Annotated in this window: 8 protein-coding genes; 5 read left to right on the top strand and 3 right to left on the bottom strand. The window is 66.4% G+C overall.

Features of this window, described 5'->3' with window-relative positions:
* The first annotated feature begins 3 nt into the window (after nucleotides 1-3).
* Nucleotides 4-543 (top strand): peptide deformylase, encoded by a 540-nt coding sequence (gene def, locus ACLBKS_RS05220; protein WP_410191733.1) that lies wholly within the window; start codon nucleotides 4-6, stop codon nucleotides 541-543.
* A gap of 83 nt (nucleotides 544-626) precedes the next feature.
* Here the strand turns inward: def and ACLBKS_RS05215 are convergent, their stop codons facing one another.
* Complete coding sequence (locus ACLBKS_RS05215; protein WP_410191732.1) at nucleotides 627-2,666, bottom strand: adenylate/guanylate cyclase domain-containing protein; 2,040 nt, start codon at nucleotides 2,664-2,666, stop codon at nucleotides 627-629.
* 206 nt (nucleotides 2,667-2,872) lie between these two features.
* Here ACLBKS_RS05215 and ACLBKS_RS05210 point away from each other — a divergent pair, with 206 nt between their 5' ends.
* From ACLBKS_RS05210 to ACLBKS_RS05200, 3 genes are all read left to right on the top strand, one after another.
* A complete protein-coding gene (locus ACLBKS_RS05210) occupies nucleotides 2,873-3,235 on the top strand; it encodes a hypothetical protein (protein WP_410191731.1) in 363 nt (120 codons plus the stop codon).
* A 110-nt stretch (nucleotides 3,236-3,345) separates the two neighbouring features.
* Nucleotides 3,346-3,915 (top strand): sigma-70 family RNA polymerase sigma factor, encoded by a 570-nt coding sequence (locus tag ACLBKS_RS05205; RefSeq protein ID WP_410191730.1) that lies wholly within the window; start codon nucleotides 3,346-3,348, stop codon nucleotides 3,913-3,915.
* Nucleotides 3,912-4,643, top strand: coding sequence for an anti-sigma factor domain-containing protein (locus ACLBKS_RS05200; protein ID WP_410191729.1), 732 nt, complete (start codon nucleotides 3,912-3,914; stop codon nucleotides 4,641-4,643). The genes ACLBKS_RS05205 and ACLBKS_RS05200 overlap by 4 nt, the downstream gene beginning before the upstream one ends.
* A 47-nt stretch (nucleotides 4,644-4,690) precedes the next feature.
* Here the strand turns inward: ACLBKS_RS05200 and ACLBKS_RS05195 are convergent, their stop codons facing one another.
* Nucleotides 4,691-7,327: a [protein-PII] uridylyltransferase gene (locus tag ACLBKS_RS05195; protein WP_410191728.1), complete on the bottom strand. Its 2,637-nt coding sequence runs from the start codon at nucleotides 7,325-7,327 to the stop codon at nucleotides 4,691-4,693.
* Nucleotides 7,328-7,395: 68 nt separating this feature from the next.
* The gene (gene map, locus ACLBKS_RS05190) at nucleotides 7,396-8,418 is read right to left on the bottom strand and encodes a type I methionyl aminopeptidase (protein ID WP_410191727.1); all 1,023 of its coding nucleotides are present in this window, start codon (nucleotides 8,416-8,418) and stop codon (nucleotides 7,396-7,398) included.
* Here map and purL point away from each other — a divergent pair.
* Entirely contained in the window at nucleotides 8,405-12,553 is a 4,149-nt protein-coding gene (gene purL, locus ACLBKS_RS05185; protein WP_410191726.1) for a phosphoribosylformylglycinamidine synthase, read from the top strand. The genes map and purL overlap by 14 nt on opposite strands.
* The last annotated feature ends 2 nt before the right edge of the window (nucleotides 12,554-12,555 follow it).

Raw genomic sequence — 12,555 nt, 5'->3', positions numbered from 1 at the left:
AGCATGGCGGTGCGAGACATCCTGAAGATGGGGGACCCGCGCCTGCTGCGCGTCGCGCAGCCGGTGCAGGCCTTCGACACCGACGAACTGCACTTGCTGGTGAGTGACTTGCTCGACACCATGCACGCCGCCCACGGCGCGGGCCTGGCGGCGCCGCAGATCGGGGTGGACTTGCGCGTGGTGATCTTCGGCAGCGGCCAGCCCAACCCGCGCTACCCGGATGCGCCGGTGGTGCCGCGCACCGTGCTGTGCAACCCGGTGATCACGCCCCTGTCGGACGAGGAGCAGCACGACTGGGAAGGTTGTCTTTCCGTGCCCGGCCTGCGGGGTGTCGTGCCGCGCTGGCAGCGCATCCGCTACCAAGGCTTCGATCAATACGGCGACCCGGTCGACCGCACCGTGGACGGTTTCCATGCCCGCGTGGTGCAGCACGAGTGTGACCACCTGGATGGCAAGCTCTACCCCATGCGGGTGCGGGACTTCACGCGCTTCGGATTCACAGAGGTGTTGTTCCCGGGGCTCGACCCGAAGGCCGACGACTGAGGCTGAAATTGCGTCGGAAGATTCACAGGGTGCGGGACTGGCATCCCGCCTGAACCCAAGCCCCGGCCCTCAAGGCCAGCGACTCAGGCCCTGCGCAGCCTGGGCAAGTCTTTGGCCTGGCGCACCACGTGCACGTTGAGACCGCCATCGCGCCCGCGGATGGTGATGTTCTGTTTCTCGAAGGCGGAAAGGTCCAGCCGGCCGCGTTGAGCGACTTCGGCGGAGATCAGCAGTTCGCAGCCCACCTCCTTGGTGGCCGATTCCAGGCGGCTGGCCACGTTGACCGAATCCCCGATGGCCGTGAGCGAGGTGGCGCGCCCATAGCCCATCTCGCCCACGATCACAGGGCCGGCGTGGATGCCCAGGCCCAGGCGCAGCGGCGTTGCAAGATCTTGCGACAGGCGCGCATTCAGCACCACCAGCCGTTCGCCCATCGCGCGGGCTGCGGCCACCGCTTGCCGAGCGCCAGCCTCCACCCCCGATCCTTTGCCGCCTTGCAAGCCGAACAGAGCCATGATGCCGTCGCCGATGAACTTGTCCAGATAACCTCCCGCGGACTCGATGGCTTCGCCCATCTCGGTGAAGTACTGGTTCAGGATGTGCACCACGTCAAAGGGCAGCTTGGTCTCCGACATCTGCGTGAAGCCGCGCAGGTCAGCGAACAGGATGACGATTTCCTGTTCCGCGCCGAATTTCATGGGGTCGTAGGGCAGGGCGTCTTGAGGTTGCGCGTCGGCGGGCAGCAAGGGCGTCACGGCCACGTCGTGGCGCGGGCAGAGTTGGCAGGCCAAGCGCACGCGCGAGGGCGCGTGGATGCGTTGCAGCACTTTCTGCTCGCCTTCCAGCGGTGGGGGCAGTGCCTCCCAACCCGCATCTACGTGCACGCGGCACGTGGAGCAGCGTCCGCGTCCGCCGCAGACCGAGGCATGGGGCACACCGCCCATGCGACTGATGTCCAGCACCGAGGCCCCGCGCACCGCCTTCACCTCGCGACCGCTCGCATAGCGCACGGTCACTCGCCCTCGGCGGTGCTTCCAGGTCTGCACGCCGATTCGCAGGGCGATGAGGAGCAACAGCAAGCCGAGCACGCCATAGGCGGCGATCACCGACTGCGCCGCATGGAGGTCAGCGGGTAGGAGCTTGCTCAGCCACGGCGCTCGGCCTGCGCCCAGGAGGGGCGCAGACACACCTTGCGCGTTGGCGCCATAGGGAAGGGCATCTGGAAGGACATGTGGAAGGGTATTTGCCCCGTAGCCTGATCTCTCACTGCCGTAGTTGCCGCCGCCACCATCGCTGCTTGCGTACCCACTTCCGTAGCCCACCCCATCACCGCTGCTGCCGTAAACACCCGGGCTGTTGCCATCAACGCGTCTATCTGCGTTTCCATAGTCGTCGCCATACGCGTTGCCATACGCGTCATCGGCGCCGCCATAGCCCGGCGCACTGGGCGACGCGTATCCACCATCGCCTTGCGGCAGCGCGCGTGCCGCCGCCAGCACGCCCAGCAGGGCGAGCAGGGGCAGCAGCACCGCGATGATCGCCAGCACGATCTGACGCTGTCGGTACCAACCCCGCAGACGCAACCACAGGTGCACGCCGATGCAGCCGTGCGTCCAGGCCGCGATCACCAGGATCAATTGGTTCCACAACATGGGGTCGCCGCTGGCCAACAAGCCGATGAAGTCGGGGTAAGACACCGGATGACCGGAGCCCGTCCAACGCAGCCTCTCCAACACCATCGGCGTCGCGTGCAAGGCCAGACCCAGCAGCGTCACGATGCCCAGCAGGATGCGCACGCCCTCGATCCAAGGCATGCGCAAGGTGGGGCGAACCACCTGTTTGTAGAGCACCAGGCTCAGGTGCGTGAGTGCCGCCAAGGTCAGCAAGAGCGATCCGGGCAAGCTGTGCCACACCGCGAAGAACATGGCCTGCCCGGACCGCATCACGTCCAGTGAGATCAGCCCCAGCGCATGGTTGCTCAAGTGGGTGACGACGAAGGTGAACAGGGTCAGGCCGGAGACCAGCCGCAAGCGGGTCAGCACAAAACCCATGTTGCTGGGCCCGTGCGAGGGAACGGTGTCGCTGGGCCCCTGGTCCTTGGGCGCGAGGGAGGTCGGATGCATGCGGCGCATTCTCTTCCACGAGCAAGCCTGGCCACAAGGGTTCTTTGCGAAATAAATCCGGAAACGATGACAGAGTGTTCATGGAGCGCGGCGTGGGTCGCTGAAATTTTTTTGACATCGCGTGCATCCAAACGCGGGTTTCATCCGTTCTATGAGGGAGGCGCAATGTCGCGACTCCACGTTCAACCTGAAAGGCTGTCTACATCATGAAAAAAATCGTCTTTGCCGCCGCGTGCACCCTCTTCGCCGTTTTCACGAGCGTGGCTCACGCACAGCCGGTCGCGCGTGATGGCGTGCTGACCGGCGCCGGCGGGCGCACCGTTTACACCTTCGACAAGGATCAACCTGGCAAGAGCAATTGCAGCGGTGGCTGTCTCGCCGCCTGGCCAGCATTCATTGCCAAGCCCGAAGCGGTTGCCAAGGGTGAGTTCGGTCTGATCGACGCGGGTGGGGGCAACCGCCAGTGGACCGTGAACGGCAAGCCGCTGTATTACTACGTGGGCGACACCCAGTCTGGCGATCGCAAGGGCGACGGCCAAGGTGGCGTTTGGCATGTGGTCAAGCCTTGAAGCACGTTTGAACCGATACGGCCCATCTCCGATGTCGCGGCCGGCCTGGCGCGGATGTCACCGGCCGTGCCTTATGCTCGGCCTCACTTGTACCTTTGGGGTCCCGCCGTATGGATGACCGTGACGAAGTAAGCCGCTTGTTGGCGCGGGTGGCGCTGCGCGATGCCCCGTCGTTTGAGGCCCTGTATCGCTTGGCCGCGCCTCGGCTGTTGGCGGTTGCCCTGCGCGTGACGCAGGACCGCGCCATGGCCGAGGACGTCTTGCAAGACGTCTTCGTCACGCTGTGGAACCAATCGCTCGTGGCCGCGCCGGGGCAGCACCGGACGCTGGCTTGGCTGTGCGTGGTGACGCGCCACCGGGCTATTGATCTGCTGCGCAAGCGCGAACCTGAAGAGCCGCTACAAGCGCGTGGTGAGTTTGGCGAAGAGTCGACCCACGATGTTCCCGCCGAGGGCGCGTCGCCCATGGATCAATTGCTGGCGAACGAGGACGACGCCCAGTTGGGGCGCTGCATGGGCCGTCTGGAGGACGAGCCCAAGCGTGCCCTCTTGCTCGCCTTTTACGATGGCCTGACCCATATGGAAATCGCCGCACGCATGCAGAAGCCTTTGGGCACCATCAAAGCCTGGACTCGGCGCAGCTTGATGCGACTCAAGGGCTGCATGGAGGCCATGGCATGAACTGGTACCACAACCCCTCCGTGATCGACTCGCTGGCCGCCGCGTACGTGGCGGGCACCTTGCAGGGTCGCGCGCGCAGGCGCTTCGACAACGTCATGCAAGGTCAACCCGCATTGGCGGCGGCGGTGAACGTTTGGACGGAGCGCCTGTCGCCCCTGCATGAACGTTTGCCACCTCAATCGCCCAGCGCTCGTCTTTGGCGCCGCATCGCCTCCGTGACGCTGGCACCTCAGAGGGCCGCGCTGTCATGGTGGCATCGCCTGCTCGCGCCCGTGCCGGCGGGCGCTCTGGCTTTGGGGCTGATGATGGGCGTGCTCGCGCCCAGGGTGTGGCAGGCGCAGGTCCTGGGAGACGGCGACTTGCAAGACAGTGGCACGCAGTTGCCTGCGAGTTACGTGGGCGTGCTGGGAACGCCCCAGGGGCAACCCGGCTTGGTCATTTCCAGTCTGCGGCACAGCCGGGTGGTGGATGTGAAACAGCTCAGTCCGGTGGCTGTGCCTGATGGACGGACCTTGTACTTGTGGCGCATCGACAAGGCAGGCACCGTCACGGCGATCGGACCCTTGCCCAACTCAGCGTGGACGCACGTGTCACTGGCCGAGTCTGCGGAGCAGGTGTTCTTCCCCGCGGTGGAACTCGCCGTCTCGCTGGAGTCCTTGGGCACCCGACCTGAGGCCCCGACGCAAGCCTTTGTGTACCGAGGGCTGTGCGGAAAGCTGTGGCGATAGTGCCGTGTAGTAGGGGTGTGCAGTGGGCCGGTGCGGCCAGTTCCGGCTCAGGAAGCCAACACGTCCAGCAACTCGGTCTCGATCTCGATCTGAGCGCGGTTGTTCTGCAGCTCCGGGCCGTCGATCAGGAAGGTGTCGTCCACCCGTTCACCCAGGGTGTTGACCTTGGCCAGTTGCAGGTTGATTCGGTGTTGAGCGAGCACGCGGGCGATCTTGTAGAGCAAACCGGTCTGGTCACTCGCCGTGATGCTCAGCAGCCAGCGCTGCGCCTTTTCGTCGGGCTTGAGGCTCACGCGCGGCATCACGGGGAAATGTTTGACGCGCCGTGACAGGCGGCCTTTGCTAGGCGCGGGCAAGGGGCCTGCCTCGGTGATGGTGCGGCGCAACTGGTTTTCCACCTGGGAAAGAATCGCTGGTGAAGGCTCGGCATCCCGCGCCTGCTGCGCGCCGGGTGCGACCACTTGGAAGGTGTCCAGCGCATAGCCGTTGCGGGCGGTGTGGATGCGCGCATCGAGGATGCTGAACTCGCTCTGGTCGAAGTAGCCGCAGATGCGGGCGAACAGGTCGGGCGCGTCCGGTGTGTAGACCAGCACTTGAAATCCTTCGCCCGCGGGCGAGGGGCGTGTGCGCACCAGGGTCTCGCCCGACCCCACATGCCGCCAGAGCTGTTGCGTGTGCCAGGCGATGTCGTCGGCATCGTGGCGCATGAAGTAGCTGACGTCCAGCGTTTTCCACAGGGCGTCGTGGGCCTCGGCCGGCGCCTGCGTTTCATCGGCGCGGAACTGCGCGAGCGCCGCGTGGCGGTGGGCCTCGATTTCCGCGTGGGGTGCCGGGGCGGGGCCGTCCTGGCCGCTGCGCAGCACGCGCAGGGTGTAGCGGTACAGGTCCTCCAGCAGCTTGCCTTTCCAGGCGTTCCAGACCTTGGGCGACGTACCGCGGATGTCGGCCACCGTCAGCAGGTAGAGCGCGGTCAGGTGGCGCTCGTCACCCACGTGGCGCGCGAAATCGGCGATCACCTGCGGGTCGCTGAGGTCACTTTTCTGCGCGATGCGGCTCATCGACAGGTGTTCGCGCACCAGGAATTCGATCAGCGCCGCGTCCTCGCGTGAGATGCCGTGGTCTCGCGCGAAGTGACGCACCTCCTCGGCCCCCAAATCCGAGTGGTCGCCGCCTCGGCCTTTGGCGATGTCGTGAAAGAGCGCGGCGGTGTAGAGGATCCAGGGTTGGTCCCAGGCGGCGGCCAACTGCGAGCAAAAGGGGTACTCGTGCGCATGCTCGGCCATGAAGAAGCGGCGCATGTTGCGCAGCACCATCAGGATGTGCTGGTCCACCGTGTAGACATGGAACAGGTCATGCTGCATTTGCCCGACGGTGCGGCGGAAGGGCCACAGGTAGCGACCCAGCACCGAGGTCTGGTTCATCAGCCGCATCGCATGCGTGATGCCTTGCGGTTGTTGAAGGATTTGCAGGAAGGTCGCGCGGTTCACCGGGTCCTTGCGGAACTTCGCGGTCATCAGGTTGCGCGCGTTGTAAAGCGCGCGCAGCGTGCGCGCCGACAAGCCCTTGAGGCCGGGCGTGGTCTGGTAGACCAGGAAGGTTTCGAGGATGGCGTGCGGGTGATTCAGGTAGAGCCGGTCGTCGGCCACCTCGATCAGTCCGCCCCGGTCCAGGAAGCGCTCGTTGATGGGCACGGGCGCCTGGGTCTTGGGATTGAGCTGCGCCTCGATGTTGAGCAGCAGGATTTGCCGCAGCTGGGTCACGGCCTTCGCGGCCCAGTAGTAGTGGCGCATCAAGGCCTCGCTGGCGCGTACCTTGGTCTTGACTTCCGATGAGTCTGACCCGTAGCCAAAGCGTGCGGCGACGGCCGTTTGCAGGTCGAAGACCAGCCGGTCTTCGCGTCGGCCTGCCGTCAGATGCAGGCGCAGGCGGATGAGCGCCAGCATGGACTCGTTGCGCTTGATTTGGCGGACCTCGAAAGGCGTGGCCAAGCCCTTGCGCGCGAGTTCATCCCAGCTCTTGCCATAACCGGCCGCGCGTGCGACCCAGAGGATGGTTTGCAGATCACGCAGGCCGCCGGGGCTTTCCTTGCAGTTCGGCTCCAGGGCGTAGGGCGTGTCCTCGAACTTGTTGTGTCGCTGCTCCAATTCGAGTGTCTTGGCGACGAAGAAGGCTTGCGGGTCCAGCGCGGCCTTGAAGCGGCGCTGGAAGTTGCGGTAGAGCGTGGCGTTGCCGCAGATGGCGCGCGACTCCAGCAGCGCGGTCTGAACGGTCACGTCCTTCTCGGCTTCGGCCAGGCATTCGTCGATGGTGCGCACCGAGGAGCCGATTTCCAGTCCCGCATCCCAGCAGCCGCTGATGAAGGTCTCGATGCGCTGGCGCAGCGCCTCGTCAGCGCCCGGGCCATCCACCACCCAGCCCGTGGGCAGCAGCAGCAGCACGTCGATGTCCGAGGCCGGGTACAGCTCCCCACGGCCGAAGCCACCCACGGCGACCAAGGTGGGGCGAGGACCGAAACCGGCTTGCTCCCACAGGGTCTGCAGTGTGTCGTCAGCCAGTCGTGCCAGGTGGCGCAACACCCCATGCACGCCTCGCGTGGAGGTGCCACCCTCGCCAATCGCGGCGAGGGCCTCGGCCTTGCGGGCCTGAAACTGCTGGCGCAATGCCTGGGGCGTGGCCGCTTTCATGGCGACGGTTCCTGCGAGGACGGGACGGGAGGGGAGGAGTGAGACGCGGGTTGCACGCGCAGCCCGGGTCAGGCAGGCACCTTGTCCTGCTGGGCAGGGGTGAGGTTCTTCACGAAGGCGGGCGGGGGCGGGCTGCCTGCCGACAGCGTGAGCACTTCATAGCCCGTGGGCGTGACCAACACCGTGTGTTCCCACTGCGCGGAGAGGGAATGGTCCTTGGTGACGATGGTCCAGCCATCGTTGAGTTCCTTCACCTCGCGGCGGCCCGCGTTGATCATGGGTTCGATGGTAAAGGTCATGCCGGGCTTGAGTTCCTCGCCCGTGCCCGGACGGCCGTAATGCAGCACTTGCGGGTCCTCGTGGAAGACCTTGCCGATGCCATGGCCGCAGTACTCGCGCACGATGGAAAAGCCGTGACCCTCGGCGAACTTCTGGATGGCGTGTCCGATGTCGCCCAGCCGCGCCCCGGGGCGGACCTGCTCGATGCCCATCCACATGGCCTCGTAGGTCAGCGCGCACAAGCGCTTGGCGGCGATGGACACTTCGCCGATCAGGTACATGCGGCTGTTGTCACCGTACCAGCCGTCCTTGGTGATCACCGTCACGTCCACGTTCATGATGTCGCCCTTCTTGAGCGGCTTGTCATTCGGGATGCCATGGCACACCACATGGTTGACCGAGGTGCACAGGTGCGCGGGATAGGGCGGGTAGCCCGGCGGTTGGTAGCCGATGGTGGCCGACACCGTGCCTTGCGCCTTCATGCATTCCAGCGCCAGACGATCGACTTCCTTGGTGGTGATGCCGGGCTGGATGTGCGGGGTGATGTAGTCCAGCACTTCAGAGGCCAGGCGGCAGGCCTCGCGCATTCCGGCGATGCCGGCCTCGTCTTTGTAGGTGATGCTCATGGGGCGAATTATCCTCCTTCGCCATCGGGGGCGCGTATCCCGCCCTGGGTGGCGCGCCGGGCCGGCCGCGGAGGGGGCGGGAGGGTAAAATCGCAGGCTTTCCTCCCTGCTTGAGTGCCGCCAGAACCTGGCGGCGGCGGCTCGCACACTCTCCTCTCCACAGGCCACGACGGTGACCCTCCACATCACTTCCTTCGAAGGCGGCAGCGCCCTCAGCCCCTACCGTGCCCAGCAGCTGTTGCCCCGTCTGCAGGCCATTCACGACAAGATCAGCGGCGTCGCCGCGCGGTACGTGCACCTGGTGGCGACCGAATCCCCGCTGGCCGCGGCCGACCGGCAGCGCTGGGCCGCTCTGCTCGACTATGGCGAGCCTTACGGAGGCACGCAGGAAGGTGCCCTGGTGGTCGTGGCCCCGCGCCTGGGGACCGTGTCGCCGTGGGCCTCCAAGGCCACCGACATTGCGCGCAACTGTGGCTTGGGCGGCAGCGGATTGCACCGTGTGGAGCGCATCGTGGAGTTCCGCTTCACGCTCAAGTCGGGCCTGCTGGGCCAGGCCCCCGCGCCGAGCGCCGAGCAACTGGGGCGCCTCGCGGCCCTCTTGCATGACCGCATGACCGAAAGCGCCCTGGCCAGTCGCGAGCAGGCCCAGGCTTTGTTCACGGCCTTGCAAGCCGCGCCCATGGACCACGTGGATGTGCTGGGCGGCGGCAAGGCCGCGCTGCAGCGCGCCAACACCGACTGGGGACTGGCCCTGGCGGAAGACGAAATCGATTACCTCGAAGCCGCCTTCAAGGGTTTGAAGCGCAATCCCACCGACGTGGAGTTGATGATGTTCGCGCAGGCCAACAGCGAGCACTGCCGCCACAAGATCTTCAACGCCGAGTTCACCGTCGACGGCGAGAAGCAGGCCAAGAGCCTGTTCGGCATGATTCGCCACACCCACCAGACCAGCCCGCAGCACACGGTGGTGGCGTATTCGGACAACGCCTCCATCATGGAAGGCACGGCCATCGAGCGCTTCGTGGCGCGCTTCGACGCGGGCAAGGGCGAGGATGGAAAAGGCCCACTGCGCGTGCCGGCCTATCAGAAGTCGGCTGCCCACAGCCACGTGCTGATGAAGGTGGAGACCCATAACCACCCGACGGCGATTTCACCCTTCCCTGGAGCCTCCACCGGCGCGGGCGGTGAAATCCGCGATGAGGGCGCGACCGGGCGCGGCTCGCGTCCCAAGGCGGGTCTGACGGGCTTCACGGTCTCCAAGCTCTGGGGTGGCTGGTCGGATCAACCGGGCGGCAAGCCCGAGCACATCGCCAGCCCCCTTCAGATCATGATCGAGGGTCCGCTGGGCGGTGCCGCCTTCAACAACGAGTTCGGCCGCCCCAACCTCGCAGGCTATTTCCGCGAGTACGAGCAGACGGTCACGAGCGATGTCGACGCGGTGCAACGCGGTTACCACAAGCCCATCATGATCGCGGGCGGCGTGGGTGCCATCGACGCGACGCAGACGAAGAAAATTCTGTTTCCCGCTGGCACGCTGCTGATTCAACTGGGCGGCCCCGGCATGAAGATTGGCATGGGCGGCGGTGCGGCCAGTTCCATGGCCACGGGCGCGAACGCGGCCGAGCTGGATTTCGACTCCGTGCAGCGCGGCAACCCCGAGATCGAGCGCCGCGCGCAAGAGGTCATCAACCACTGCTGGGCGCAAGGGGATCGGAACCCCATCCTCGCCATCCACGACGTGGGCGCGGGAGGACTGTCCAACGCCTTCCCCGAGATCACCAACGACGCGGGCCGTGGCGCGCGCTTTGATCTGCGTGCCGTACCTCTGGAAGAGTCCGGCCTGGCCCCCAAGGAAATCTGGTGCAACGAAAGCCAGGAGCGTTATGTGCTGGCCATTGCGCCGGAATCGCTCGAACAGTTCAAGTCTTTCTGCGAGCGTGAGCGCTGCCCGTACGCGGTGGTGGGCGTGGCGACCGAGGAGCGGCAATTGGTCTTGTCGGATGAAGTTGGCGTGAGCGGCGCCGGGCCGTCCCAAGGCCTGCGCGGCCCCACCCCAAGCGAAGCGCAGGGCAAGCCTGCGGTTGGGGGCAGCGAACCACACGCAGTGGGGAGCGTGGGGGCTGCGGTCAACATGCCCATGGACGTGCTGCTAGGCAAGCCGCCCAAGATGCACCGTGACGTCAAAAGCATCGCGCGCCAGTTCAAGCCGCTCGACCTGAGCGGCGTCACCCTGCAGCGTGCCGTGATCGACGTGCTGGCGCACCCGACCGTCGCCTCCAAGCGCTTCCTCATCACCATCGGCGACCGCACCGTGGGCGGTTTGACCCACCGTGACCAAATGGTCGGTCCTTGGCAGATCCCGGTGGCGGATTGCGCGGTCACGCTGGCCGACTACGCGGGCTTCGCGGGCGAGGCCATGAGCATGGGCGAGCGCACGCCGCTGGCCGCGCTGGACGCGCCCGCCTCGGGTCGCATGGCCGTGGCCGAGGCCATCACCAACCTGTTGGCCGCGCCCATTGAGCTGCCCCGCGTCAAGCTGTCCGCCAACTGGATGGCCGCCTGCGGCGAACCGGGCGAGGATGCCGACCTCTACGCCACGGTGCGCGCCGTCGGCATGGAGCTGTGCCCCGCGTTGGGCATCAGCATTCCCGTGGGCAAGGACAGCCTGTCCATGCGCACGCAGTGGAAGGATGAAACTGGCGCTGCGAAGAAAGTCACGTCGCCGGTCTCCCTCATCGTCTCGGCTTTCGCCACCCTGCCCGACGTGCGGGGTACCCTCACGCCGCAGCTGGCGCGCGAGGGCGACACGACTCTGCTGCTCATCGACCTCGGCCGGGGCCGCAAGCGCATGGGCGGCAGCATCTTGGCTCAGACCCTGGATCAGACCGGCGACGACGTGCCCGACCTGGATGATGCGCAGGACCTGGTCCGACTCGTGCAGGCCGTCAACGCCCTGCGCGCGCAGGGCCGCATCCTGGCCTACCACGACCGCAGCGATGGCGGTCTGTTGGCTGCCGTGGCCGAGATGGCTTTCGCCGGTCAGGTTGGCGTCGCGCTGAACGTGGACCTGCTGGTCACCGAGGGCGATGGCATCAGCGACAGCCGCATGGATTCGGGCGACGCCAAGAACTGGGCGCAGCAGGTCAGCGCGCGGCGCGATGAGTTGACGCTGCAGGCTCTGTTCAACGAGGAGCTGGGCGTGGTGCTGCAGGTGCGCAGCGCAGACCGCGATGCCGTGCTGTCCGTGCTGCGCGAGCATGGGTTGTCCCGTCACAGCCACGTGATCGGCAAGACCCGTCCCAGCGGCGGCGAAATCCAGGCCGGTGTCGGCGAGCTGCAAGTCTGGCGCGATGCCAAGGCCGTGTTCACGGCCAAACTCGCCGATCTGCAGCAGGTCTGGGACAGCGTGAGTTGGAAGATCAGCCAGTTGCGCGACAACCCGGCCGGTGCCGATGCCGAGCATGCCATCGCGGGTGCGGGCGTCGCCGAGGGCGACCCGGGCCTGCACGTGCACCTGAGCTTCGATCCGGCCGAGGGCCTGGCGCCCGCCTTGCTCCAGGCCCGGCCCAAGGTCGCCATCCTGCGCGAGCAGGGCGTGAACTCGCATGTCGAGATGGCCTACTGCTTCAACGAGGCGGGCTTCGAGGCCTACGATGTGCACATGACCGACCTCCAGTCGGGCCGTGCGCGGCTGGCGGACTTCAAGGGCTTCGTGGCCTGCGGCGGCTTCAGCTACGGCGACACTCTGGGCGCGGGCATCGGCTGGGCGCGCAGCATCCTGTTCAACGAGCGTCTGGTGCAGGAATTCCAGGCATTCTTTGGGCGCGCTGACACCTTCGCCCTGGGTGTGTGCAACGGCTGCCAGATGCTGGCCGAGCTGGCCGACATCATTCCGGGCGCCGAGGCCTGGCCCCGCTTCACCCACAACCCCAGCGGATTCCAGGCGAGGCTGTCCCAGGTGGAGGTGCTGGATTCGCCCAGCATCTTCTTCGCCGGCATGGCTGGCAGCCGTTTGCCGATCGCGGTGGCGCATGGTGAGGGGCACGCCAATTTTTCTCGGCGCGGTGACGCGGCGAAGGCCATCCCCGCGATGCGCTTCGTGGACCACCAGGGTCGCGCGACCGAGGCGTTTCCCGCCAACCCGAACGGCAGCCCCGGCGGCCTCACGGCGGTGACCACGGCCGATGGGCGCTTCACGGCCATGATGCCCCACCCCGAGCGGGTGTTCCGCAACATCCAGTTCAGCTGGACGCCCCTGGATCCCAGCCTGGCCAGCCCCTGGGCGCGGCTGTGGCGCAACGCGCGGCGCTGGGTCGGCTGAAC

The organism is Hylemonella sp. W303a (genome assembly GCF_046452315.1).
In the GTDB taxonomy this organism is placed as follows: domain Bacteria; phylum Pseudomonadota; class Gammaproteobacteria; order Burkholderiales; family Burkholderiaceae_C; genus Hylemonella.
Note: the sequence above shows the minus strand (reverse complement) of the source record. Positions and strands in the feature narration are given on the sequence as shown.